Raw genomic sequence first — 23,492 nt, 5'->3', positions numbered from 1 at the left:
GCGTGACGCAAATCCTGATCCTCGGCGGCACCGGGGAGGCCCGCGCGTTGGCCGCGGCACTCGCGGACGTTCCGGGTGTCGAGGCCGTGTCCTCTCTCGCCGGCCGGGTCCGTGATCCGCACCTGCCCGTCGGTGATGTTCGGATCGGCGGTTTCGGGGGAGTCGACGGCCTCGCGGAGTGGTTGCGCGCGCATCCCGTCGACGCGATCGTCGACGCGACGCACCCGTTCGCGGCGCAGATCACGAGCAACGCCACCGACGCCGCACACCGCCTCGGGATCCCGATCGTGGTTCTCCGCCGCCCCGAGTGGTCGCCGCGTCCGGGTGAACACTGGCACGGCGCTGCCGACCTCGCCGACGCCGCCGAACTGCTGCCCGACCTGGGAACGAGAGTCTTCCTCACCATCGGCAGGCAGGGCGTCGACGCGTTCGCGGACCTGCACGCACTGTGGTTCCTGGTCCGCGCGATCGATCCGCCCGATGTGGCGATGCCGCCGCAGTCGACCCTGCTCCTCGCCCGCGGGCCGTTCGCGGTCGCCGACGAGACGGCACTCATGCGTGAGCACCGCATCGACGTCCTCGTCACCAAGAACAGCGGCGGCGGTCAGACCGACGCGAAACTGGACGCCGCACGCGCGCTGGGCGTCCCTGTACTGATGATCCGTCGTCCACCGTCGCCGCCGGCGACGGCAACAGTCGACGACGTCGCGGGGGCCGTCGCCTGGATCTGCGCGCTCACACCCTGACGACCCGGCCGGTCCGTCAGCAGGACGGCGCCGGCGCGTCCTCGGACAGGGGCTTGCCCTCCGGTTCGGTGTAGAACGCGAGCAGCACCAGCGGTTCCGTACCCAGATTGGAACCCTCGTGGACGTGATCGCTGCCGTGATCCTCGGTGATCGCCTGACCGGCGGTCGTCACCGCTGTCGTGCAGTCCTGCAGCGTGCGCGTCAGCACACCCGATTCGACGAAGGCGTACACCGGGCCGTCGTGGAAGTGCCACCCCGTCGTGCCGCCGGGGGCGATCTCGATGCGCCGCAGCGTCAGATCCGTGCCCGCCGAACTTCCGGCGACCGCCGGAACCGTCGTCTCGAACAGAATCTGCGCGGTCACCCCCGAAGACGGCGTGGCCTGGGCGGGGGAGGCGGACAGCACCGCGGCGACGGCACAGGACAAGACGACCACACTCGATCTGAGGAGCATCGTGACGACCTCTCGGCGCGCTGGCCCTGCACACAGCGCGCAGGCGTCCAGGGGGAGTGCATTACGGCGTGTCCAGGGTAGGACCACGAACCGTGCGGCCGAGGGGATATCCGCGAAATCCGATCGGCGTGCAGACTAGGTCGGAGACTCGGCGACACGATAGTGGTGACGTCTGAAGTATTGCGGAGCGGAACGGCGGGACGGGTATGACGATCGAGCAGTTGCTGACCACGCATTTTCCGGATGATCCCGTGATGGATGCGGCGTTTGCCTCGGCGCTGCTGCGGCGCACGGGGCGAGACCCGAATGCCTCTGGGCTGGTGCGGATCTACAGTCCCGCGCGGACACTGTCGTTCGGGCGGCTGGACGCTGTTCGGCCGCAGTTTCCGGCTGCGGCCGCGGCGGCGCGGCACCACGGGTTCACGCCCGTCGTGCGGGGCGCGGGCGGTCGGGCCGCGGCATACCACGAGCAGACCCTCGTCGTGGAGATCGTCTCCCCGGACACGGAGGGCATCGTCGGGGCCCGGCCCCGCTTCCAGCGCCTCACCCCGAGGATCGTCGCCGTACTGAGGACGCTCGGCGTCGATGCGCTCATCGGACCGGTTCCCGGTGAGTACTGCCCCGGTGATTGGACGGTGAACGGTGGGGGCCGCGTCAAGTTGGCGGGGACCGCGCAGCGAATCGTCGCCGGCGCGTGGCTTTTCGGCTTCGAACTCGTGGTCGCCGATCCGGATCCCGTGCGGGCGGTGCTCGCCGATGTCAACTCCGCCCTCGAGTTGGAGTTCGACCCCGCCACGGCGGCGTCCCTCACCGACCTGAACCCGGCTCTCGGTCTCGAACAGGTTCGGGCCGCGATCCTCGCCGAGATCGGCGCATTCCACGAACTGACCGCAGACCCCGACCTCCTCGCGGAGGCCGCGAACCTGCGCGACGCACACGTGGCGTGATCGGCCCCAGAAATCGGGGCTTCCTGTACGAGCCACACGTTAACTGTTGCAGAGCAGTGGGTTTCGTGACTCCGCCGTGCGCCGCCAGCGGCTTCTCGAGCGTTCTGTTCCGGAGAACGCAGGGTTCGGTACAAACCGTTGGACCCCTCTTCTGCCTGCTTCTAGCGTTGTCGCAAAGCCGTCCGGTGTGACGTGCAGCACGTGGACAACACGGCGACACGTCGGAAATGTGTGGAGGAGCCCAGCATGAGTCTGCAGAACCGTCTGACCGAGAAATTCGGAATCGAACACCCGGTAGTCCTTGCACCGATGGACTACGTCTCCGATTGGCGATTGGCCACCGCCGTGGCCGAGGCCGGTGGGCTGGGACTCATCGGCGGCGGATACGGCGACGAGGCCTGGTTGCGCGATCAGTTCGACCACGTGCCTACCGGCGCGGTCGGTTGTGGCTTCATCACGTGGTCCATGGCGCGGCAACCGCGGCTCCTCGAGAAGACGATCGGCTGCCGGCCTGCGGCGATCTTTCTCTCCTTCGCCGACCCGGCGCCGCATGCGCCTGCGATCCGTGCCGCGGGAATCCCGCTGATCTGCCAGGTGCACGACGTCGACCAGGCGCGCCGGGCGGTCGAGGTGGGGGCGAGCGTCGTCGCTGCTCAGGGCGGAGAGGCGGGCGGCCACGGGACGGGGGCACGATCGACGTTCACGCTGGTGCCCGAGATCGCCGATGTCCTTCGGCGGGAGGCGCCGGACGTGATGCTGCTGGCGGCCGGTGGAATCGGCGACGGCCGGGGCCTGGCAGCCGCGCTCGCGCTCGGAGCCGACGGCGCCCTCGTCGGGACCAGGTTCTGGGCGGCGGAGGAGGCGGCGATTCCGCGTGCCGCCCAGCACCGCGCGCTGTCGGCGGGTGGTGACGACACGATCAGGCAGCGCGCCTTCGACATCGTGCGCGAGAAGCCCTGGCCGACTCGGTACACGGGGCGAGTCCTGCACAACGACTTCCTTCGGCGGTGGCACGGCAACGAGCCGGGCCTGCGGGGCGCGCTCCGGGAGAGGCAGGCGGAATTCGTGGCTGCGGTGAAGGCCGAGGACTACGACGTCGCGAATCTGATCGTCGGTGAGGTCGTCGGACAGATCGATCGTGTCGACACCGTCGCGTCGATCATCGACGAGATGGTCGGCACGGCCAGCTCGATCCTGGGCCGCACTTCCCACGACCTGGCGGCGATCGGCTCCTAGCGCCCGATCGGTGCGACCTCGCAAACCCTCACCCCGCGCGTCCCCCAGAAGGATTCCCCATGACCAGCCAGTCCGTTTCACCACCTGCTCTTGCGAGCGGTGGAGCGAAGAGCAGTCTTCGCAAGATCATCACCGCGTCCAGCGTCGGAACGTTGATCGAATGGTACGACTTCTACATCTACGGCAGTCTCGCCGTCGTGTTCTCAGGGATGTTCTTTCCCGAAGGAAACGGAACCGCAGCACTACTCGTCACGATTGCCGCCTTCGGAACGGGCTTCGTCGTACGCCCCATCGGCGCAATCGTGTTCGGCAGAATGGGGGACCGGGTCGGACGTAAGAAGACGTTCTTGACCACCCTGCTCATCATGGGCGGCGCCACCACGATGCTCGGACTGATGCCCACCTACGACCACATCGGAATCCTGGCGCCGATACTGCTGGTGACATTGCGGCTGCTGCAGGGTCTCGCGATCGGCGGTGAGTACGGGGGTGCCGTCGTCTACATCGCGGAGAACTCGCCTTCGAAGAAACGCGGAGCCCTCACGAGTGTTCTCCAAACCACCGCGACCGGCGGTCTGCTGCTGTCGATCGGCGTCATCGTGCTCTGCCGGGTCGGGTTGGGCGAGGAGGCATTCAACTCGTGGGGCTGGCGGATCCCGTTCCTCCTGTCCGCGGTCCTGGTGCTCTTCTCGCTGAAGATCCGCATGAAGATGCACGAGTCGCCGGTGTTCGAGGAGATGCGACGGACCGGCAACCTCTCGCGTTCCCCGATCAAGGATGCCGTCGCGCACAAGCCGTCCTTTGCGTTGCTCCTCGTCGTGGTCTTCGGGGTGACGGCTGGTCTGGGGGTCGCCTGGTACACGAGCCAGTTCTACACGCTGTACTTCCTGCAGACGATATTGAAGATCGACTTCCTCACAGCCAATGTCTCCGTCGGGATCGCACTGGTCATTGCGACACCGTTCTTCGTCCTCTTCGGCAAGCTGTCCGACAAGCACGGGCGGACCCGGATCATCCTGTGCGGACTGGTCTTGTCGGCAGCCGGCTACCTTCCGCTGTTCGCGTGGATTCGACACGCCGCCGTCCACGGCGACCAGTTCCAGATGGCCCTGGCACTGACGATCCAGGTCGTCTTCGTCACCATGATCTACGGGCCCACGGCGGCCTTCCTGTCCGAGTTGTTCCCACCGCAGATCCGCTACACCGGACTGTCCCTGGCCTACCACATCGGGACCGGCGTGTTCGGTGGCTTCACCCCTCTGGTGGCGCTCTCGCTCAACACCGCGACCGGAAACGTCCTCGCCGGACTGATCTATCCCGTCGCGGTCACCGCGGTCACAGCAATGGTGTTCGTGCTGACGTTGCGGCGGGGAGTGGACAGCCCGATAGTCCGGCGGGCGTGGAAGCAGATCGATTCCGAGTACTCGTCATGAGACACCCGGCCCGGTATGGGCGGTCGCAGGCGAACGGCCCAGGCCGACCCGGCGAAGTGGACACCCGCGTCACTGCACTGATCCGTGCCACCGATTCGTTCTTTCTCGCGACCGTGACGCCCTCCGGGTGGCCGTACATCCAACACCGGGGCGGACCGCCCGGCTTCGTGCACGTGCTCGATCCCTCGACGATTGCGCTCGCGGACTACCCGGGAAATCTGCAGTTCGTCACGATCGGCAACCTCGACGAGAACGACGCGGTGGCTCTCTTCTTCATCGACTATCCCACCCGCACCAGAGTCAAGGTTTACGGACGGGCCGAGGTCGTCGAGCGTGCCGACGATCCGGATCTCGTCGCCAGGCTTCTCACCACGCCTGACGGGGTCGTGAACGCCGGCTGCGACCGCGCGCTCGTCGTCCACGTCGAAGCGCTGGACCGGAACTGCGCGAAGCACATTCCCCCGAAGTACGGCGAGGCGCGGATGCGGGAATCGCTGACGTTGGCCCGCAAGGGATTGCAGGACCAAATCGATATCCTGAAATCCCGTAATGCCGAACTGGAGCGGGAGATCGCGCAACTGCGTGGCGGCGGTGACGGTCAGCGCCGTTGACGGACGGTGGCGCCGCCGGGTGGGGGAGAGTTGCGGATCGCGGCGTCCCGCAACACCCGCAGCAGCGGTGTCACCCGGTTGCGGCGGTACACGAACCTCACGACCGCGGGCGGCGCACCGACCAGCGGGACGAACCGGACGTTGCGGTGGTTCACGCGCCTGCGGGCGACTTCCGGAACCGTGCCCACACCGCGATCCGCGGCGATCAGTTCGAGCCACTCGTCGAAGTTCGAGCACGTCACCACCGGGCCGTCGTGGTTCGGCCACAGATCCTCGGACGTGGTGCCGCTGAGGGTGTTGATGACCAGGGGAAGCGTCCCGAACTCCGCCCAGTCGATGGACTCGCGGCTCGCGAGAGGCGACGCCGTCGAGACCGCCGCGATCCGCTGCTCCTCGAACAGCGGATGCTGCACGAACTCGTCGCCCGGGACGTCCCGGCGGACGACCGCGGCGTCCACGGTGGCGTTGTTCAGTGCGGCGATGGGGTCGTCGCAGCGACGCGGAACCACAGTGGCGCGGGAGTTCCTCTCGACGTCGTCGATCACCTGCTGCGCCCACGGATCGGGGAGGAGCCAACTGAAGCCCAGGGCGAGGGTTCGGGTGGTGTACAGCGCCACCGCGGAATCGAGATCACCGAGGATGACGCGCACCTTCTCGACGAACCCGGCGCCGTCCTCGGTGAGGGCGAGCGCACGCGAGGTCCGGTCGAACAACCGCACGCCGAGCGAGGCCTCGAGTTGCTGCACCGTTCGGGTCAGCGCCGGTTGCGTGATGTGGAGCGCGGTCGCCGCGGCGGTGAACGAGCCCGCCTCGGCGACCGCCACGACCGCCCGCAGATGCCGCAGTTCGATGGTCATGACTGCCAAGCATAGATCCAGCCGAAACGGCATTTCCGCTCCCCGATACTGCGGTGCACGATGGTGGACGGAAGCGTGAGAAGAGTATGAATCACGTTCGCCACGCACCCATCGACCGAAAGGAACCTGGTGTTCGATTTCGAAGACCTCCGAATTCCCATCGTCGGAGCGCCCATGGCAGGGGGACCCAGCACGCCCGAGCTCGTTGCCGCGGTCTCGTCAGCCGGTGGCCTCGGCTTCCTTGCGGCCGGGTACAAGACCGTCGACGCGGTTCGCCATGAGGTCGACGCGGTCCGCGTGCTGACGAGCGCACCATTCGGACTCAATCTCTTCGTCCCCGGCCGACCCCTGGCCGACCGCGCGGCCGTGGAGACCTATCGGGAGCGGTTGCAGCCGCTCGCCGAACGCTGGCAGGTGTCGCTGCCGGAGGTCGTCGACTTCGACGACGACACATTCGACGCCAAGGTCGACCTCGCGGTCGAGCGTGCAGTTCCCGTGGTGTCCTTCACGTTCGGCCTTCCGCCGCGAGGCGTCGTCGATCGGTTGCACGCTGCCGGCAGTGCCGTCGTGGCCACGGTGTCGGATGTCGACGAGGCGCGGTCGGCCGCCGAGCGGGGCGTCGATGCGATCTGTCTGCAGGGAGTCGACGCAGGCGGGCATCGGGCGACGCTCGACCCGGACGCGGAGCCGGACCCACGTTCGACCCGGGAACTGGTCGAGGCGGCCCGTGCCGCGGTCGACCTTCCCCTGGTCGCGGCGGGCGGGATCGCGACGGGCGCAGACGTTGCGGCAACACTCGAAGCCGGTGCCACTGCCGTGCAGATCGGTACCGCTCTCCTCGACGCCGACGAGGCAGGGACCAAACCCGCCCACCGGGCCGCGTTGCACGACGCCCGCTTCACCGACACCGTCGTCACCCGCGCGTTCTCGGGTCGTCCCGCCCGCGGGCTGGTCAACGATTTCATCACCGACTTCGATGCCTACGCGGTGACGGCCTATCCGCAGGTTCACCTGCTGACCAGTGGGCTGCGGGCCGCGGCGGGCGTCGCGGACGATCCGCATGGCCTCGCCCTGTGGGCCGGCGTCGGGTATCGCAGTGCCCGGTCGGCCCCCGCCGAAGAGATCGTCCGGGACCTGTCGAGAGAAGCGCGGGACGTCTGATGGACATCGGCGACCTGAACTTCTTCCTGGCCGTGGCCCGCGCCGGGGGAATCTCCCGGGCTTCGAAAGAACTTCTGACGGTGCAGTCGAACATCAGCTCCCGGATCCGTGCGCTCGAGGACGAACTCGGAGTGGAACTGTTTCGCCGCCATGCGCGCGGAGTGACCCTGACGAACCCCGGTGAACGTCTGCTGCCGTACGCCGAACACATCACTCGGCTCGTACGCGAAGTGACGCAGGTCGTCGGCGACGACCTGGATCCCTCCGGACGACTCGCGATCGGCTCCATGGAGACCACCGCGGGATTGCGGCTCCCCGGGGTGCTCGCGGCCTTCAGCGAGGACTGCCCCCGAGTCGACTTCACCCTGACGACCGACACGACCGACGCCCTCACCACCCAGGTGCTCGAGCATCGACTCGACGGGGCGTTCGTCTGCGGACCGGTGCGGCATCCGGACCTGGTCTCCGAGCAGGTGTTCGTAGAGCAATTGGTGCTGGTGAGCGGCGTTCGCGTGGCGGACTTGGACTCCGTGTCGGCCGATGAACAGCGGCACAGGATTCTCGTTCTCCGGGCCGGATGCGCCTACCGGGCCCGGCTCGAGCGACTCTTCGAGAAGCATGGAATGCCGAGTCCGGACGTCCTCGAATTCGGAAGTCTCGAGGGCATCCTCGGCTGCGCGGCCGCCGGAATGGGTGTGACGCTGCTGCCGCTGGGCGTGGTGACCGCGTCGCCGTCGGCGGCGGCCTTGAAGGTGCATCACCTCGCGCCGGCCGACTCGCGCGCGGAAACTCTGTTCATCCGCCGCAAGGACGCCGCCACGACCCCTGCCCTGTCGCGTTTCCTGTTCCACACCCGCGCGTCGAGCCGCCCGGCCTCCCTGAAATCCGTGGCTCGCTAGGGCGGCGAATGTCTGTGAAAGAGAACGTATGAACGCAATGGGTAGCGCCGAAGACCTGGTCACGTTCCGCACGCCGACATCGCCGTGGGGCACGGTCGGCCGGGTCGGGGCTGCATTGGCGGCGAGTATGGGCATCGGACGGTTCGTCTACACACCCGTACTTCCGCTGATGGAGGCCCAGGCAGGATTGACACCGTCGGCGGGCGCCGCTCTGGCGACGGCCAACTATCTCGGATATCTCCTCGGGGCGCTCGCCGGAATCGTCCTTCTCGGATTGGTGCGCTCGGTGGCAGCCCTGCGTGTCTCGCTGCTCGTCCTGACCCTCACGCTGGCGTTGATGTCGGTGGCATCGAACGAAACCTTCTGGGGCGTGCTGCGATTCATCGCAGGCGTCACCAGTGCGTTGGTGTTCGTCATCGCTGTCGGCGCCATGCACTCCACTCTGAGTGGGCAGGCAGCGCACCTGTCGGGCTGGGCGTTCGGCGGAATCGGGGCGGGTATCGCCCTGTCCGGGCTCGTCGTCCTGATCCTGCGGTCGATGAGCACGTGGGAGTCGGTGTGGTGGGTGGCTGCGCTGCTCACCCTGATCTGTACCCTCGCCGCGTGGACGCTCACACCAGAACGCGCACCCATGGCGCCGGCGGCGGAGCACCGAACATCGCCCAAGCGCAAGCACCGCCGGTTCACCATGCTGTTCATCAGCTATTCCCTCGAGGGCGTCGGATACATCATCGCCGGCACTTTTCTCGTCGCAGCGATCGACCACACCGCAGGCAGCGTCGCCGGCAGTGGCGCCTGGGTGATCGTCGGGCTGGCGGCGCTACCGTCCGCTCCACTCTGGGCGTTGCTCGGCCGGCGATGGTCTCGCCCGATCCTGCTGGTGACCGCCCTCGTCGTTCAGGCCGCCGGCATCGCGCTGCCTGCGCTGGCAGACGGCATCTGGCCCGCCCTGATCTCTGCCTTCCTGTTCGGGGGAACATTCCTCGGCATCAGTCAGATGACGCTGACGATCGGCGCGCACCTCCAGTTTCCACGCGCGGTCGCGATCCTGACGACCGGATACAGTCTCGGTCAGATCGGGGGCCCGCTCATCGTCACACCACTGCTGTCCGATGGCTACCATCTGGCATTGCTCGTCGCGTCGGGCATCGTTCTGGCGGCAGCACTCGCCGCCGCGTTACTTGCGTCCACTCACAAGAGTTCTGTCGAAACGAGTCGGAGCCACAGCCACAGCCGCGTGGTCGGATTGTCGAAGTCGATCTGAAACTCCTCGGCGAGACGGGTGATCCGGTACCGAATGGTATTGCCGTGGACATGCATTCGGTCCGCCGCCTTGGATACGTTCGCGTTCGAATCGAAGTACGCACGCAGGGTGATCAGAAAGTCGGTGTGATGGGTGGCGTCGTACGCCCGGATCGCATCGATGACATCGAACTTGTCCAGATGATTCTCGGTGATGTACTGACCGATCTCCAGTAGGTTGAGCTCGGTCCAATAGTCTTCGAACACAGCCGCTGCCGGAGCTCGAGGTGTCGGATTCTCTCGCGTGACCGACTGTTGGTGCATCAGGTACCGCAGTGTGCGCAGCGCCTCGGTCCGGGATCGAGGTAGCTCGCTGATCTGCTCGGCGATCCCGCCCACAGCGGAGACGACGGGATGCGCGCTGATCGTCGTCGCGTAGGAGCCGATGTCACGAATGACGCGACGATGGGTTGCACGGGGAGAGTCGCCAGCGCAGGGCAACAGCGCATACACGACCGAGTCGATCAGGGCGCTGTACGCGCTGCGGAACTGTACGTTGCACGTGACGGTCACGAGCTGCAGTAGCCGATGTTGCTCGCGCATGGCGTCGAGGCTGCCTGCGTTCGGATGGGTGAGGGCGAACGCCGCGATAGCGAATCCGTCGGTGAACTCGAGTCCGAGTTGCGCGGCGGCGAACGAGGCCCGGGCCGGATCGTCCATCAATGTTCGCATGAGATCGGCGTTGCGTCGTTCGGTGAAATCGGAAGCGGACCGGGCGTGAAGCATGTGCAGTCCGGCCAGCGGCGCCAGCCTGTCGAGCGCATCGAGGGCCGGTTGGCGGCGTTCACCTCCGGGATCGATGATCCAGATCGATCCGAGCAGTTCCCCGCCCGCCCGGACCGCGAGCGCCAGCCGGTCCGCGATCCCGCTGGGCGACTGCACGAACAGTGCGGCGGTGGAGGAGTAGACGACCTTGAAATCGGCGTCGAGGGCTGGAGGTGTCCGCTCCTGCAGGGTCAGAGTCGTCTCGCGCCGTAGGTCGTCGATCGGCTGGCCCGGCACCGTGGAGTATCCGAGGATGCGGCCTGAAGGATCGACGATGCTGGCGGCGCCATTGGTTATCGAGGCAACGGCGTTGGCGAAGGCGAACAGATCGCCCAGGCGCACGCCCGATACCGAATCGACCGCAGCACCCGCGACCGCTGTTCGTGCCATCGCGATCAGTCGTGTCCAATCCGCGTCGTCGCCGACGACGAGCACGGGAATGTCGTGACGACTGGACGCGGCCCGCAGGTCCTCGATCGGGGTTCCTCGTGCTTTGACGATCACGGCGGCGGCCTCGCCGTCGGCGGCGTGGACGAGTACCCGCTCGAATCCGGCGGATCCACAGGACACCCCCATCGCGAGGACGACGGTGTTCCTGACGTTCGCCTGGTCGTCGAGTGCGTCGTAGAGCTGTACGTCGGTGACGGGACGACGGAGATTCTCGGCGGTCGGGTTGACGTGCAGTAGATCTTCCTGCACCAGCCTGTTCCAGGCTGACAGCGCGATCGGCGCGGGTGTCGTGTCGCGATGACGCGAGGACTCCTCCGTGCGATCCATTTGGAACATCTTACAAGCATTGTTTTCGAGCTTGGAATCTCCTCCATATGAACCAGGTGAGGTTTGGATCACTATTGGTTCCACCCCGCGCACCGGGTGTCAGCACCACTTCGAGGAGTCCCGATGAAACTCAGAGATATCAGGTCGTTAGTGAATGTCGAGGGCCCCGCTCGGTCCGCGTCACAACGCCTTGCACGGCGATGCCACAGCATCGAGGACGTACGAAAGCTGGCCGCCGCCCGTCTCCCGCTGAGCATCTTCGACTACATCGAGGGCGGCGGCGAGGACGAAGCGTCGGTCCGCCGCAATCGTTGCTCGTTCGACGACTGGTCGTTCGTGCCACGCTGGGGTGCGGTGGAGAACCTCGACCTGGCGTCGAGTCTCCTGGGCAAGCCAGTCGCCATGCCGTTGATGCTCTCTCCCACCGGGGGAACACGCCTCTTTCACCCGGATGGTGAACTCGGTGCGGCGCGTGCGGCTCTCGCCGCGAATGTCCCGTACGGTCTGGCGCACCTGAGTACGACGCCGATGGAACTGGTCAGCGCGCAGACCCCGGGCCTGCGTCGCTGGTTCAACATCGAACCGATGGCGGACAAGGGCATGCTCCAGGCGATGCTCGACCGGACAGCGAACGCGGGATACGAAGCCCTGCTGGTCAACGTCGATTGCCGAGCGATCGGTCATCGCGAACGTGACTACCGCAACGGCTTCACTGCACCCCCGTCCCTGAAACCGCGGACGGTCGCCGAAGGGGCACTCCATCCCGTATGGTCGTGGAGGTTTCTGCGCAACGGCGCGATCGCCTTCCCCAATCTCGACGGAACGATCGCGGAGGGGCCGCTGGCGAGCACGCCGGATATGTGGCGAACCCTGCTGTCGGGTACCTACGAACCCACCGATTGGGACACCCTTTGCGATCTGCGCTCCCGGTGGAGCGGTCCGATCGTCCTCAAGGGGTGCGTCAGCGCCGACGATGCGGCGATCGCCGCCGACATCGGGATCGACGCCATTCAGGTCAGCAACCACGGCGGCCGGCAACTCGATCACATGGCCTCCCCACTGGACGTTCTGCCGGAGATCGTCGAACGCGTGAACGGTCGGGTCGAGATCATCGTCGACGGCGGCATCCGCCGTGGCTCGGACGCGATCAAGGCGCTGGCGCTGGGGGCGACTGCGTGCGCGATCGGCCGCCCCTACCTCTACGGCCTCGCGGCGGCGGGCCAGGAGGGTGTTGCCCACGTGCTGCGGATCTTCGCCGAGGAGATGACCCGCACCATGATGCTGCTGGGGGTGTCGAGCATCAAGGAACTGCAGGACAACGGGCCGTCCCTCGTGAGGAACCGCCACGCCGCCTCCGCCCGCTCGACGAACGCGTCCACCGGACCGCGCACGGCCACCCCGAATCGGAAGTCCTCGTCATGACGAGTCGTCTCGGACGCCACTCTCGCGGATTCCTGTGTGCCGGTGCACTCGCCGCCCTTCTCCTCTCCACGGTCGGCTGCGGTCGGCTCGAGGAACTTGCGGACCCGCCGGCCTCGGCTCCCGTCGAGGGTGACAGCACGCCGTCGCTTGCGGTGAACGAATCAGCCGTCGCACTGCTGCCCGGTTCGGTGTCCGCACGGCACACGCTGCGGGTGGCGATCCCGACGAACGAACCTCCCACCCAGTTCTACTCGGAGGGCACCCGGTACATGACGGGCACGAACCCCGACATCGCGAGACTCATCGGCAAAGCCCTGAACCTGGATGTCGACATCAAGGTTGTCAATTTCGACTCCATCATTCCCGGCATCGCTGCCGGACGCTACGACATGACGGTGTCCTCGATGACGCCCACCACCAAGCGAATGGCGGTAATGGATTTCGTCGACTACATGCAAATGGGGAACGCCATCGTCGTCGCGAAGGGAGCGGAGCCCGTCACGAGGGACACTCTCTGCGGCAAGAGAGTCGGCGTCCTGACGGGCTCGTATCAGCTCACCGTCAACGTTCCGGCCTACGAGCAGGACTGCGCGGCCGCCGGTAAGCCGCCGATTGAGACCGGCCAGTTCCAGGACACGCGGCAGGCGATCTCCGCGCTGACCAGCGGCCGGCAAGATGCTGTGCTGGCAGACTCACCGATCCTCGAGTACGCCACGGCCAACAATCCGGCAATCGAGGTGTCGGACACGTTCGACTACACCCCCGTCGCGGTCGGCGTGACCAAGGAACCAGCACTCGTCGACGCCGTATCCGCGGCACTCGACGCCGTCATCGCCGGCGACGCGTACCGGAAAGTCCTCGAGAAGTATGGTGCGGAGTCCGCGATGATCACCCGAGCTCGCGTCAACGCGGCCCAATAAGGAGACCTACCATGCACCAATTGGCCTCGCGAGACGCCTTCCCTCCGCCGTCCGCGGTATCGGAACTCCCGGACACGTCCATCCCGGTGGTGCCACTCAAACATCCTGTCCGGCAGACGTTCGGACTGGCCCTGCTCATCGTCGCCGTGGCGGTGACGTGGAACGTCGCAACCAACGACCGGTTCCACTGGAATGTCGTGTCGTCCTATCTCTTTGCGCCGGAGATACTTCGAGGGGTTGTTCTGACGATCGTCCTGACGATCGTGTCGATGACCGCCGGTATCTCGCTCGGAACGCTTCTTGCCGTCATGCGACTGTCGGAGAACCCGATCGTCAATTCGATCAGCCGCGGCTACATCTGGTTCTTCCGGGGAACTCCGCTCCTCGTCCAACTGATCTTCTGGTACAACATCGCAGCCCTGTATCTCACCATCTCGATCGGAATCCCCTTCGGGGGACCCGAATTCATGATCGGTTCCGTCAACACGCTGATCACGCCACTCGGGGCCGCCCTCCTCGGGCTGTCCCTGAACGAAGCGGCCTACATGGCAGAGATCATCCGTGGTGGTATCGGATCGGTGGACAACGGCCAGTACGACGCGGCTCAGGCGCTGGGAATGAACAAGACTCAGCTGATGCGCCGGGTCATTCTTCCCCAGGCGATGCGTGTGGTGTTACCGCCGACGGGGAACCAGGTGATCTCGATGCTGAAAGGGACGACCCTCGTCAGCGTTCTGGCGATCTCCGATCTGCTGTACTCCGCGCAAATCATCTATTCGCTGAATTACCAGACGATCCCGCTGCTCATCGTCGCGAGCCTGTGGTATCTCCTGATGACCACCATCCTGAGCTTCTTCCAGGACAAGCTCGAGAAGCACTACGCGCGCGGTTTCACCGCGGCGGTCACCCCCGCACGTCGTCGATTTGCACTGGGAAGGGCGAAATGAACACCGTCATGGTGAAAGCAGAGGGAGTACGGAAGCGTTTCGGTGCCACCGAAATCCTCAAGGGCATCGACCTCAGTGTCGAGCGCGGCTCGGTGACCTGCCTCATCGGACCGTCCGGATCCGGGAAGACAACCTTCCTGCGCTGCATCAATCACCTCGAGAAGGTCGATGCGGGCCGACTGTACGTGGATCAACAGTTGATCGGCTACTCGGAACGCAATGGCCGGCTTCACGAGATGAAGCCCCGCCAGACGGCACGGTCTCGACTGAACGCCGGGATGGTGTTCCAGCGCTTCAACCTGTTTCCGCACATGACCGTGCGCGAGAACATCGTCGAAGCCCCGATCCACGTTCTCGGCAGACCCCGCGACGAGGTGACGGCGGAGGCACACGTGCTGCTCGATCGTGTCGGACTGGGGAACCGAGGTCAGGCGTACCCACGGGAGCTGTCCGGGGGACAGCAACAGCGGATCGCGATTGCCCGCGCCCTCGCGATGAAGCCCAAACTGCTGCTCTTCGACGAGCCGACCTCCGCGCTCGACCCGGAACTCGTCGGTGAGGTACTGGACGTGATGAAGTCCCTTGCCGAAGCCGGTATGACCATGGTCGTGGTTACCCACGAGCTGGGGTTTGCCCGCGAGGTCAGCGATCAGATCGTCTTCATGGATCAGGGTGTCGTCGTCGAGGCGGGCCCGCCGGCCGAGGTTCTGGGGAACCCGCACCAGGAGAGGACCCGCGCGTTCCTCTCGAAGGTGCTGTGAACACCTCACCCGCCCGCCCGCGACCGATAGCACCGAACGATCAGGACGGAGATTCACATGAACAGGCAACAGATCAGCACAGAGCATGCACCCAGCCCCTCAGGGCCCTACTCCCAGGCGATCATTGCCGACGGGGTTCTGTACACAGCAGGCCAGACACCCCACCACCCGGATACGGGGGAGCTCGTCGGCTCCACCATCGAAGAACAAACGGAACAGTCGATGCGCAATCTCGCGGCCGTACTCGAATCGTGCGGCTCGGACTTCTCGCGCGTGGTCAAAGCGACCGTCCACCTGCAGAATCCGGCGCGAGACTTCACCGGTTTCAACGAGACCTATGAGAAGTTCGTCTCGCACCCGTACCCGGCGCGGACCACCGTCGGATCGCATCTCGGTGACTTCCTGGTCGAAATCGACGTCGTCGCCCTGTGCACCCGCTGACCGGGTCGACGGCGCACTCGGACCGGCGGAGTCGCTCGAATCGAAATCAGCACCGATAGGCCCCGCACGGCAGAGATCATGTGGCATTCTCACGAGGTGCGACGGTGGCGGGGTGAGAGTGGTGTGGCCGGTTCGCCGGCCGCGACCACGTCAGGGGTAACCCCTGGCTCGACAGTGTTCACCGGAGACACCGTCCGACGCGCGACCGCATGCTCCGCGTGCTCCGGCGCGCCGCAGACGACAGGTATCGGTCACCTCGCACCGTCGCACACATGACGGAACGCCCGGCCCTGCCGCCCGAGTTCGCCCGTCGCCTCGCAGCGGCGGCGGTCGACGGAACCTGGACGAGGGCCGGCCTCGTCCTCCGCTTCGAGGAATCTGGAGTGCCGGACGCCGCCCGGATCGCGGCACGGCTCCACGACCTCATGCCCACGCCGCCGATCGACGGCATCGACAGCGTCCATCGGCTGCTGTCGGACCTCCCGCTGATCGAGCGAGCAGAGCCGATCGTCGACGAAATATCCGGCAACGACTGGAGGTTCGACGTCCCGCAGTGGTCGCGCACTGCCGCGGTCGCCGAGGCGGTCGGACTCACCCCCGCCGAACTCGACTGGTTCGCCGATCCCGGCGGGTGGCTGCGCACGAAGGCGCCGCCGCTGCAGCACTACCGCTATCGGATCCGGCCGGACAACCGCCTGCTCGAAGCGCCGAAGGAACGCCTTCGGGAGGTACAGCGCCGGATCCTGCGGACCGTCCTCGACCGCGTTCCGCCTCATGCGGCGGCGCACGGATTCGTCCGAGGTCGCAGCGTCCACACCTTCGCCGCCCCGCACGCGGGGCACGAGGTCGTGCTGCGCATCGACCTTCGCGCGTTCTTTCCGTCGGTCTCGCGGACACGGGTGCGGGCGGTCTTCGACGCACTCGGCTATCCGACGCGGGTGTCGCGGGTGCTCGCCGGGCTCACCACGACGTCGACCCCGCCCGGTGTCCTTGCGCAGCTTCCCTTCGACGCGGCGAGCCGGCTCCGGGGTGCGCACCTCCCGCAGGGGGCGCCGACGTCGCCGGCTCTCGCCAATCTGGTTGCACACCGGCTCGACCGCAGGCTGACCGGACTCGCGCGTACCCACCGCGTCGCGTACACCCGGTATGCCGACGACCTCGCGTTCTCCGGCTCGGACCTGGCGGTGGATCGACTGATCCATGCCGTCGGCCGGATCGTGACGGACGAGGGCTTTTCCGTCCACCCCGGCAAGACCCGGGTGATGCGAGCACACCGGCGCCAGCACCTGGCCGGGCTGGTGGTCAACGCTCGTCCGCAGGCGTCCCGTGCCGAATACGACGACGTGAAGGCGCTGCTGTTCAATTGCGTTCGGCACGGACCGGATTCGCAGAATCGCGACGGAAGACCGCACTTTCGCGAGTACGTCTACGGACGCATCGCCTGGATCGGCGAATCGAACGAGAGCAGGAAACGTTCGCTGCACGCACTGGGCGCGAGGGTCGACTGGACGGGGTAGCTGCCGGACTGCGGTCAGCCCCGGCCGATGTACGGCATTCCGGTGGCCATGATCGTCATCGTCGGCACGGTGACGTCCAAGGGCAGCTCGACCAGCCGGGTCACCGCGTCCGCGACGTACCGCGGATCGAAGGTGGGTTCCGCTCGCATTGATCCGTCCGGTTGGCGGGCGGATTGGCCGATGCCGGCCGTCATGGCGGTTGCGGCGTTCCCGATGTCGATCTGGGTGCAGCAGATGTCGTGGTCGCGGCCGTCGAGCGCGATCGACTTGGTCAGTCCCGAGACTGCGTGTTTGGTTGCGGTGTAGGCGACGCTGGCGGGTCGGGGTGTGTGCGCGGAGAGGGAGCCGTTGTTGATGATCCGTCCGCCGCGGGGTGTCTGCGTCTTCATCATGCGGACGGCTTCGCGTGCGCAGAGGAAGGCTCCGGTGAGGTTGGTGGCGACGGTCCGGTCCCAGTCTTCCGGTTCGATCTCGTCGACTGTGCCGTTGGGGCCGAAGGTGCCGGCGTTGTTGACGAGTACGTCGAGGCGGCCGAACCGTTCGGCGACGGCGGCGAAGAGGCTGTGGACGGATGGGGGTGAGGAGACGTCGGCCGGTATCACGAGCGCGTGATCGTGGCCGTGCGCCGTCTGATCGAGGGCGTCGCGTGTGCGTCCGGTCAGCACCACGTGGTGTCCGGCATCGAGTAGTCCGGTCGCGATGGAACGCCCGATTCCCGAACCGGCACCTGTCACGACGACGACCCGTTCCGTCACGTTCACTCCCTGGTTCGATCGGCAACGCATGGTTCATGAACAACCGATGGTAACCCGCAGGAATCACGGTGCGCCGAACCCTGGAGTGGGGGCGCGGAGTCGGGTTTCCTGTCCCGGTGACCATCGCAGACATCGCACCCCGTACCGCACTGCAGCAGCGCTACTGGGACCCCGCCCTCACCGAACCCGCGCAGTGGAATCCGGTTCTCGAATCCCTGCATTCGCACCGGTCGGTTCGCCGCTACCTGCCCGATCCGCTGACCGACGAGACCCTCGACGTCCTCGTCTCGGCGGCGCAGTCGGCCGCCACGTCGTCGAACCTCCAGGCGTGGAGTGTCGTTGCGGTCCGCGACCCCGACCGGAAGGCGCGCCTGGCCGCGCTCGCCGGCGACCAGGCCCACATCGTCGAGGCTCCGGTCCTGCTGGTGTGGCTCGCCGACTTCGCCCGCGTCCGTCAACTCGCCGGCGACCGCGGCGCGCCGATCGAGGGCGCCGATTACCTCGAGAGCAGTTACCTCGGGTTCATCGACGCCGCCCTGGCGGCGCAGAACGCCGTGACCGCGGCGGAGTCCCTCGGCTTGGGGACGGTGTTCATCGGAGCAATCCGCAACAAGCCCGAGGAGGTCGCCGCGGAACTCGGGCTGCCGCCCCACGTGTTCGCGGTGTTCGGGCTCGTCGTCGGACAACCCCACCCGGATGCCGACGCCCAGATCAAACCGCGCTTGCCCCGGCAGGCTGTACTGCACCACGAGACCTACGACCTGCCTGCCCAGCGCGACCACGTCGACGCCTACGAGGGGCGCATCGCTGCCTTCTACGGCGCCCAGCAGCTCGAACATTCCTGGACTGCACGGGTTCTGGACCGACTCGCCTCGGCAGCCCGGTTGAACGGGCGGGACCGGTTGAAGGAATCGCTGATCCGTCTCGGGTTCCCCCTGCGCTAGGGCGCAGCGTGCTTCGCGCCGTCCGCCGCGACGAGGTCGCGCGCGAAGCGCTTCGTGTCAGGCGTTGCCTGCCGCTGTCAATCACGGTAGGTCGGGGTGGGTGGGCCGGCCACCGGACCGAGCGGGGCGGCAAGCCAGCGGTCGTACAAACGCATCCAGGTCCCGTCGGAGCGTACGCGTTCGAGGGTGCCGTTGACTGCCCGCACCAGGTCGTCGTGGTCCTTGTTCACACCGATGCCGTACTGGTCCAACTGCAGCTCGGGGCCGGTGACTTCGAGGTGCGGATCCTGTACCGCCATCCCCGCCAGGATGACGTCATCGGTGCTCGCAGCGTCGGCTTGGCGCTGTTGGAGGACGATGAGGCAATCGTCGAGGTCCCGGACGGCGACGATCGTCGCGGTGGGAACCAGCCGCTGCACGGCATCGAGCGACGGGGTGTCGACGAGCGAGCACACCCGCCGGTTCGCCAGGCTCTCCAGGGTCACCGTCGCGGCGTCGGCGCGCACCAGCAGGCGTTGGCTCGCCCGGAAATACACGGTGGAGAACGCGATTCGCTCCGCACGTTCGCAGGTGATGGTGAAGGTGCGGGCCACGATGTCGACGTCGTTGCTCTCCAGTGCGTCGAGTCGGGCGGCCGATGTGAGGAGTCGGAATTCGATGCGGGACGGATCCCCGAGCAGATCCCGTGCGATTTCCCGCGCGATGTCGACGTCGAAACCGGACAGGGTGCCGGTCACCGGGTCGCGGAAGCTCATCAGGTTGGTGCTCTGGTCGACACCGACGATCAACCGGCCGCGCGCGCGAATCGCGGCGACCGCCCCGCCTGCGGATGCCGCGCCCGGCGGGGCGGGACGAAGGCTGGCAAGGGCGCCGCACTCTACGGGTGATTGCGGTTCGGGCGGGGCAGTGCCGCCGGTGGCGGCGATGGGAGCGATGATCGTCGCGCCGTTCGGGAGGGGGAGGCCGCCGTAGGATCCGTTTCCTTGCGGCGAGAGCTCCTGCGGCGCTGAGCATCCCGAGAGAATGATCGCAGCAGCGGTCACCGTGCCGAAGAGGGTTCGGCGGCGCGTCCTCGGGGGTCGGGGCTGCATCAGTGGTACTCGTTCACTCGGGGCCACACCCCGGCTCCGACGGCGAGCGCGGCGAGCACGCTCAACGCGACCGCGCCGTTCGCCAGGGCCGACAGGGTCCGATACGACTCGGTGGTGGCGTTCACTGCCTCTTCCCGCAACGCAGTGATCGCCTCCTGAATGTGTGTGGTGAGGTCGTCGAAGGCGGCCGCGGAATCGTCGGCGCCGGTACCGACCGCAATGCGCGCGGCGTCCTGGTAGTCGCCGCGGTCGAGCGCCTGCTGCTGGCGGGTATGCGCCCGACGCCACCGTTCGAGTGCCGCGTTCGCCGCGGCCGCGGGGGCGGCGGCCGCGGATCCCGGCGGGCTCTGGGCGATCAGCTGTGCGAGTGCAGCGGTGTGCCCGGTGTAGTCGACCTCGGGTTGGCTGTCGGACCCGCGCTGCAACAGCGACAGCGTTTCGTCGGCGCGGGCCTGCTGCGCGAGGATGCCGGCGCTCGCGATCGCAGCCAGCGGCTCGGTGCCCGCCACCCGTGCGTGGGCGCCTGCCGTCGAGGACACCAGACCGGCCGTGCCCACCCACAGCGCGATGGCCGCCACCAGCACCGTGGCGGCGAGCAGGGCCGGGTTCAGCCGCCGATGCGTCTTGCGCATCAGATACCGCTGCGCGAGCACGAGCAAGACCAGCGCCGCGACCGTGGTCGCGAGCGCAGCGCCGGGGAGCTGCTCGGTTCGGCTCTGGGTGTCGGCGACGGCACGGATCTGTTCCGAGTACAGGGTGTGCGCCATCGGCAGAACGGTGTCCTGCATCAGCGCGGAGGCGTCACCGAGGTACGCCACTCCGATCGGGTTTCCGGCGTTGTCGTTGGCGCGGGCGGTCGAGATCAGTCCGGCGTAGACACCGAGGTGCCGGGAGATGTCCGTCAACTGCTGCACGGCGTCCCGATTCTGCGGGTCGACTCCGGTGCCGGCGACGACCAGCGCCGCCGAGGCGTCCGCGAGCGCCTGATTGTAGGTGTGCAGCAGCGTCGTCGGATCGGCGTCGGTGGAGATGAACGAGGTGGTGGCCGCCGCATCGGCGATCGACAGTGAGCTGTAGAGAGACTGCGCCGCTACCGCCAGCGGTTCGGTGTGGCCACGCAGCGTCTGGATCTGTTGTTGCCGGGCCGCCACCGAGACGGACGGCACCACTCCCGCGACCAGGGTGGCGGCGATCAACAGCACGCCGAGGAGGGCGAGCCGGCCCGGGGTCGACATCAGGAGTTCGCGCCACGGTCGGCGCGGTGCGGCGTCCTCGACGACGAGCGATTCGTCGAGGACGTGCCCGTCCGCGGTGGTGTCGGTCGCGCGTGGGAACACTGTGCTCCTCCAGGCCCGTCGGCCCGGGCACCACGCGCTCGCGGGCGCGGGCCGATCAGCGCTTTTCAGTCTGCCCGATCGGGGATCGCATCGAGGCAAGTCGCCGATTGCCGGACCGGGTACGGCCTGGTTCGGGGGTCGACGCCGAGGATGTCTCGGATCTTGTTGATCCGGTAGTACAGGCTGGTGCGGTGCAGGTGCAGGGTGTCGTGCTGCGCGACTACTGCCCCAAGACCCCGTTCACCGAGGAACGCCCCACCGTGCCAGCACCTCGGCGACGACGCCCTCGACGATCGCGGGGGTCGGCATGCTCAGGAACAGCGCCTCCGCCTTCGTCGCGGCCTCCACCGGCGAGGACACCGAACGGGTACCGAGCGCGACCGCTGCCTCCACCGCCGCAGTGTTCAGGTCGTACACCGCGACCCGACCTCAACGCTACGAATTCGTGAGCTGGGTCACGACCGGCACATGACGAGAGCTTTTCGCGATCTGCCCCTACATTTGTGGAAACGAACCTCGATGATGCCGTTGAACAGGCAATACGTGCAGCGGGGTGCCCTCGGGGGGAGGTCTCGCCGATCTCGGTGAGGCCGCGATGCGGGTCGCGCGGTCCGGACACGGGCCTGACAGAATCACCGTGTGTCGTGGAATCAACCAACAATTACCGGATGGACGGCCCGGATCGACGACGACCTGTCCGCGGTCGCGCTGATCGATCCGTCGCATCTCACCCGCGCCACCCTGCGCCCCGGACCCGGTGACGAGTTCACCGCGCACTTCTCTCGCCTCGCGCGAGAATCCCTGGCAGAGCGCATAGACCGTTACGGTGCCGCGCTACGCAAAGGCGTCCCGGCGTCCCTGGAACTGGCCGACGGAACGACCGGGGCCGTCACCGACCAAATGGCCGGAAGGATGCGCCGCAAATACAAGAGAGCCGAAGTCGCTCTCTCCGGCCGCGCATACACGCTTCGGCACACGTCCGGGCGTAAGGCGACCGCCGAGCGCGACGGAGCGCCGCTCGCGGAACTCGTACGCGGACGCGGACTCCGCTCCATCAGCGTCACGCGCACCACCCACGCGCACACCGACCACCTCGACGAGGTGATCCTGACCCTGTTCGAGAAAGTGATCGTCCCCGGCCGCAGCGGCGCCATCGACGAATTCGTATCAAGTCTCAGCGGAGTCTGAGTTCCTGCAGCAGTCAGCTGTTGGTGACGACGAAGCCCTTGCCTACAGGGTTGGGTTGGGCGTTGATGCCGTCGAGGACGGCAGCGAACTTGATGTACTCGAACGCGAACAGCACAGGGTCGAATCCGCGGACCATACCCACGATCTCGGTGTTGTTCTGAAGTACGGGACCCCCGGAGTCGCCACCGCCTGATTGGGCGTTGCTGTAGAAGCGTGTCGTGGTCTGCGAGGTGATCGCCCCGCAATGAATTCCGGTACCGGCCCCGTCCTTGCAATGGGGACCGACCGGGTTGGAGGAGCCGATCCCGTCGACCCGGGCACTGGGACCATTCGATGTGAGTACCGCGTCAGCGTTGAGCCGAATGACCACCCAGTCGACGCCGGTCCCGCCGCCGGGACTGCGGTACGCGATGTTCCCGATGTGTTCCCGCGGTCCGGTCGGCGTAAAGCGGTAGACGGGCGCACCGTCGGGTGCGTCGTCGACACAATGGGCGGCGGAGATGCCGATCTTGTTGCCGAGCGAGTCGGAACCGACGACGCCCATCGTGCAGAACTCGATGATGCCGGGCGGGTGGGGCACCGGGTTCATGTCGTCGGTCCAGGGAATGCCGTTGGACACGACACCGGTGGCTGATGCCGCCGGCGTGTTGGCCAGGAATGCGCCGAGGATGACTGCGAGGCACGCAAGAAACCCGTATAGCCTTCTCAATTGAGTTCTCTCTCTTCTTCGCGGCCGTCGAGGGACGGTCGCGAGGTCGTACTTGGTGGTGGCGAGCTGTGCTAGATGTGACGATTCCTCGACGGCTGACCGTCGGGCGACTGAAGCAGCGGTACTCTGTCTGCCGGTCGCCGCTGGCTTCCAGCCTTCGGCAAGGCGATCAGGGCGCGGACATCGTTCTCAAGAACGGAGGGGTCGGCTGCCCGCCAATCATCCGGTCACAGTGGATGATCGAAGTTGCGGAGGGTGCAGACGTCGCGCGC

General features: G+C 66.9%; 25 protein-coding genes. 16 read left to right on the top strand and 9 right to left on the bottom strand.

Annotation, left to right across the window (positions count from 1 at the left end):
* Positions 1 to 2 precede the first annotated feature (2 nt).
* Positions 3 to 746, top strand: coding sequence for a cobalt-precorrin-6A reductase (locus ACFU5V_RS25400; RefSeq protein WP_378702854.1), 744 nt, complete (start codon positions 3 to 5; stop codon positions 744 to 746).
* Between the two features lie 16 nt (positions 747 to 762).
* Here ACFU5V_RS25400 and ACFU5V_RS25395 read toward each other — a convergent pair whose 3' ends face one another.
* Positions 763 to 1,200 (bottom strand): cupin domain-containing protein, encoded by a 438-nt coding sequence (locus ACFU5V_RS25395; RefSeq protein ID WP_378702853.1) that lies wholly within the window; start codon positions 1,198 to 1,200, stop codon positions 763 to 765.
* A 206-nt stretch (positions 1,201 to 1,406) separates the two neighbouring features.
* Between ACFU5V_RS25395 and ACFU5V_RS25390 the strand changes: the two genes are divergently transcribed.
* From ACFU5V_RS25390 to ACFU5V_RS25375, 4 genes are all read left to right on the top strand, one after another.
* Entirely contained in the window at positions 1,407 to 2,147 is a 741-nt protein-coding gene (locus tag ACFU5V_RS25390; RefSeq protein WP_378702852.1) for a biotin/lipoate A/B protein ligase family protein, read from the top strand.
* A gap of 246 nt (positions 2,148 to 2,393) precedes the next feature.
* Positions 2,394 to 3,383 carry an NAD(P)H-dependent flavin oxidoreductase gene (locus ACFU5V_RS25385; RefSeq protein WP_378702851.1) on the top strand — a complete coding sequence of 330 codons (990 nt, stop codon included), beginning with the start codon at positions 2,394 to 2,396 and terminating at the stop codon, positions 3,381 to 3,383.
* A 59-nt stretch (positions 3,384 to 3,442) separates the two neighbouring features.
* Positions 3,443 to 4,816 (top strand): MFS transporter, encoded by a 1,374-nt coding sequence (locus tag ACFU5V_RS25380; RefSeq protein ID WP_378434870.1) that lies wholly within the window; start codon positions 3,443 to 3,445, stop codon positions 4,814 to 4,816.
* 56 nt (positions 4,817 to 4,872) lie between these two features.
* On the top strand, positions 4,873 to 5,427 hold the full coding sequence (locus ACFU5V_RS25375) for a pyridoxamine 5'-phosphate oxidase family protein (protein WP_378702850.1): 555 nt from the start codon (positions 4,873 to 4,875) through the stop codon (positions 5,425 to 5,427).
* Here ACFU5V_RS25375 and ACFU5V_RS25370 read toward each other — a convergent pair.
* A complete protein-coding gene (locus tag ACFU5V_RS25370) occupies positions 5,415 to 6,284 on the bottom strand; it encodes a LysR family transcriptional regulator (protein ID WP_378702849.1) in 870 nt (289 codons plus the stop codon). The two genes, ACFU5V_RS25375 and ACFU5V_RS25370, sit on opposite strands and share 13 nt — an antisense overlap.
* Positions 6,285 to 6,413: 129 nt before the next feature.
* Here ACFU5V_RS25370 and ACFU5V_RS25365 point away from each other — a divergent pair, with 129 nt between their 5' ends.
* From ACFU5V_RS25365 to ACFU5V_RS25355, 3 genes are read left to right on the top strand one after another with little or no spacing between them, the layout of a single operon-like run.
* Entirely contained in the window at positions 6,414 to 7,445 is a 1,032-nt protein-coding gene (locus ACFU5V_RS25365; protein WP_378702848.1) for an NAD(P)H-dependent flavin oxidoreductase, read from the top strand.
* Complete coding sequence (locus tag ACFU5V_RS25360; protein WP_378702847.1) at positions 7,445 to 8,344, top strand: LysR substrate-binding domain-containing protein; 900 nt, start codon at positions 7,445 to 7,447, stop codon at positions 8,342 to 8,344. Before ACFU5V_RS25365 ends, ACFU5V_RS25360 begins: the two co-directional genes overlap by 1 nt.
* Positions 8,345 to 8,372: 28 nt before the next feature.
* Positions 8,373 to 9,608: a YbfB/YjiJ family MFS transporter gene (locus tag ACFU5V_RS25355; RefSeq protein ID WP_378702846.1), complete on the top strand. Its 1,236-nt coding sequence runs from the start codon at positions 8,373 to 8,375 to the stop codon at positions 9,606 to 9,608.
* On the opposite strand, the gene ACFU5V_RS25350 is transcribed toward ACFU5V_RS25355, so the two are convergent.
* Positions 9,536 to 11,260 (bottom strand): PucR family transcriptional regulator, encoded by a 1,725-nt coding sequence (locus ACFU5V_RS25350; protein WP_378702845.1) that lies wholly within the window; start codon positions 11,258 to 11,260, stop codon positions 9,536 to 9,538. The genes ACFU5V_RS25355 and ACFU5V_RS25350 overlap by 73 nt on opposite strands.
* A 51-nt stretch (positions 11,261 to 11,311) precedes the next feature.
* Here ACFU5V_RS25350 and ACFU5V_RS25345 point away from each other — a divergent pair, with 51 nt between their 5' ends.
* From ACFU5V_RS25345 to ACFU5V_RS25320, 6 genes are all read left to right on the top strand, one after another.
* Positions 11,312 to 12,610: an alpha-hydroxy acid oxidase gene (locus ACFU5V_RS25345; protein ID WP_378702844.1), complete on the top strand. Its 1,299-nt coding sequence runs from the start codon at positions 11,312 to 11,314 to the stop codon at positions 12,608 to 12,610.
* On the top strand, positions 12,607 to 13,530 hold the full coding sequence (locus ACFU5V_RS25340) for a transporter substrate-binding domain-containing protein (protein WP_378702843.1): 924 nt from the start codon (positions 12,607 to 12,609) through the stop codon (positions 13,528 to 13,530). Before ACFU5V_RS25345 ends, ACFU5V_RS25340 begins: the two co-directional genes overlap by 4 nt.
* Positions 13,531 to 13,541: 11 nt before the next feature.
* On the top strand, positions 13,542 to 14,477 hold the full coding sequence (locus ACFU5V_RS25335) for an amino acid ABC transporter permease (protein ID WP_378702842.1): 936 nt from the start codon (positions 13,542 to 13,544) through the stop codon (positions 14,475 to 14,477).
* Positions 14,474 to 15,238: an amino acid ABC transporter ATP-binding protein gene (locus tag ACFU5V_RS25330; RefSeq protein ID WP_378702841.1), complete on the top strand. Its 765-nt coding sequence runs from the start codon at positions 14,474 to 14,476 to the stop codon at positions 15,236 to 15,238. The genes ACFU5V_RS25335 and ACFU5V_RS25330 overlap by 4 nt, the downstream gene beginning before the upstream one ends.
* Positions 15,239 to 15,295: 57 nt before the next feature.
* The gene (locus ACFU5V_RS25325; protein ID WP_378702840.1) at positions 15,296 to 15,679 is read left to right on the top strand and encodes a RidA family protein; all 384 of its coding nucleotides are present in this window, start codon (positions 15,296 to 15,298) and stop codon (positions 15,677 to 15,679) included.
* Between the two features lie 272 nt (positions 15,680 to 15,951).
* Entirely contained in the window at positions 15,952 to 17,196 is a 1,245-nt protein-coding gene (locus tag ACFU5V_RS25320) for a reverse transcriptase family protein (protein ID WP_378702839.1), read from the top strand.
* A gap of 14 nt (positions 17,197 to 17,210) precedes the next feature.
* Here ACFU5V_RS25320 and ACFU5V_RS25315 read toward each other — a convergent pair whose 3' ends face one another.
* Entirely contained in the window at positions 17,211 to 17,957 is a 747-nt protein-coding gene (locus ACFU5V_RS25315) for an SDR family oxidoreductase (RefSeq protein ID WP_378702838.1), read from the bottom strand.
* Positions 17,958 to 18,067: 110 nt separating this feature from the next.
* Between ACFU5V_RS25315 and ACFU5V_RS25310 the strand changes: the two genes are divergently transcribed.
* Positions 18,068 to 18,895 (top strand): NADPH-dependent oxidoreductase, encoded by an 828-nt coding sequence (locus tag ACFU5V_RS25310; protein WP_378702837.1) that lies wholly within the window; start codon positions 18,068 to 18,070, stop codon positions 18,893 to 18,895.
* Positions 18,896 to 18,972: 77 nt separating this feature from the next.
* Here the strand turns inward: ACFU5V_RS25310 and ACFU5V_RS25305 are convergent, their stop codons facing one another.
* From ACFU5V_RS25305 to ACFU5V_RS25290, 4 genes are all read right to left on the bottom strand, one after another.
* Positions 18,973 to 19,986, bottom strand: a complete 1,014-nt coding sequence (locus ACFU5V_RS25305) for a glutamate ABC transporter substrate-binding protein (RefSeq protein WP_378702836.1) — start codon at positions 19,984 to 19,986, stop codon at positions 18,973 to 18,975.
* Positions 19,986 to 21,323, bottom strand: a complete 1,338-nt coding sequence (locus ACFU5V_RS25300; protein WP_378702835.1) for a hypothetical protein — start codon at positions 21,321 to 21,323, stop codon at positions 19,986 to 19,988. The genes ACFU5V_RS25305 and ACFU5V_RS25300 overlap by 1 nt, the downstream gene beginning before the upstream one ends.
* A 65-nt stretch (positions 21,324 to 21,388) precedes the next feature.
* A complete protein-coding gene (locus ACFU5V_RS25295) occupies positions 21,389 to 21,520 on the bottom strand; it encodes a helix-turn-helix domain-containing protein (protein ID WP_378702896.1) in 132 nt (43 codons plus the stop codon).
* Between the two features lie 43 nt (positions 21,521 to 21,563).
* Positions 21,564 to 21,740: a hypothetical protein gene (locus tag ACFU5V_RS25290; protein WP_378702834.1), complete on the bottom strand. Its 177-nt coding sequence runs from the start codon at positions 21,738 to 21,740 to the stop codon at positions 21,564 to 21,566.
* Positions 21,741 to 21,962: 222 nt separating this feature from the next.
* Here ACFU5V_RS25290 and ACFU5V_RS25285 point away from each other — a divergent pair, with 222 nt between their 5' ends.
* The gene (locus ACFU5V_RS25285) at positions 21,963 to 22,511 is read left to right on the top strand and encodes a hypothetical protein (protein WP_378702833.1); all 549 of its coding nucleotides are present in this window, start codon (positions 21,963 to 21,965) and stop codon (positions 22,509 to 22,511) included.
* A gap of 13 nt (positions 22,512 to 22,524) precedes the next feature.
* Here ACFU5V_RS25285 and ACFU5V_RS25280 read toward each other — a convergent pair whose 3' ends face one another.
* Complete coding sequence (locus ACFU5V_RS25280) at positions 22,525 to 23,220, bottom strand: hypothetical protein (RefSeq protein ID WP_378702832.1); 696 nt, start codon at positions 23,218 to 23,220, stop codon at positions 22,525 to 22,527.
* Between the last annotated feature and the right edge of the window lie 272 nt (positions 23,221 to 23,492).

This window comes from Rhodococcus sp. NPDC057529 (assembly GCF_042802055.1).
Taxonomy (GTDB): domain Bacteria; phylum Actinomycetota; class Actinomycetes; order Mycobacteriales; family Mycobacteriaceae; genus Rhodococcus_F.
Note: the sequence above shows the minus strand (reverse complement) of the source record. Positions and strands in the feature narration are given on the sequence as shown.

Excerpts from the sequence above, each read along its gene's own strand:
- ACFU5V_RS25370 (WP_378702849.1), bottom strand. The coding sequence starts at position 6,284 with ATGACCATCGAACTGCGGCATCTGCGGGCGGTCGTGGCGGTCGCCGAG.
- ACFU5V_RS25395 (WP_378702853.1), bottom strand. The coding sequence starts at position 1,200 with ATGCTCCTCAGATCGAGTGTGGTCGTCTTGTCCTGTGCCGTCGCCGCG.
- ACFU5V_RS25360 (WP_378702847.1), top strand. The coding sequence starts at position 7,445 with ATGGACATCGGCGACCTGAACTTCTTCCTGGCCGTGGCCCGCGCCGGG.
- ACFU5V_RS25320 (WP_378702839.1), top strand. The coding sequence starts at position 15,952 with ATGACGGAACGCCCGGCCCTGCCGCCCGAGTTCGCCCGTCGCCTCGCA.
- ACFU5V_RS25325 (WP_378702840.1), top strand. The coding sequence starts at position 15,296 with ATGAACAGGCAACAGATCAGCACAGAGCATGCACCCAGCCCCTCAGGG.
- ACFU5V_RS25345 (WP_378702844.1), top strand. The coding sequence starts at position 11,312 with ATGAAACTCAGAGATATCAGGTCGTTAGTGAATGTCGAGGGCCCCGCT.
- ACFU5V_RS25390 (WP_378702852.1), top strand. The coding sequence starts at position 1,407 with ATGACGATCGAGCAGTTGCTGACCACGCATTTTCCGGATGATCCCGTG.
- ACFU5V_RS25305 (WP_378702836.1), bottom strand. The coding sequence starts at position 19,986 with ATGCAGCCCCGACCCCCGAGGACGCGCCGCCGAACCCTCTTCGGCACG.
- ACFU5V_RS25335 (WP_378702842.1), top strand. The coding sequence starts at position 13,542 with ATGCACCAATTGGCCTCGCGAGACGCCTTCCCTCCGCCGTCCGCGGTA.
- ACFU5V_RS25385 (WP_378702851.1), top strand. The coding sequence starts at position 2,394 with ATGAGTCTGCAGAACCGTCTGACCGAGAAATTCGGAATCGAACACCCG.
- ACFU5V_RS25355 (WP_378702846.1), top strand. The coding sequence starts at position 8,373 with ATGAACGCAATGGGTAGCGCCGAAGACCTGGTCACGTTCCGCACGCCG.
- ACFU5V_RS25380 (WP_378434870.1), top strand. The coding sequence starts at position 3,443 with ATGACCAGCCAGTCCGTTTCACCACCTGCTCTTGCGAGCGGTGGAGCG.
- ACFU5V_RS25340 (WP_378702843.1), top strand. The coding sequence starts at position 12,607 with ATGACGAGTCGTCTCGGACGCCACTCTCGCGGATTCCTGTGTGCCGGT.
- ACFU5V_RS25330 (WP_378702841.1), top strand. The coding sequence starts at position 14,474 with ATGAACACCGTCATGGTGAAAGCAGAGGGAGTACGGAAGCGTTTCGGT.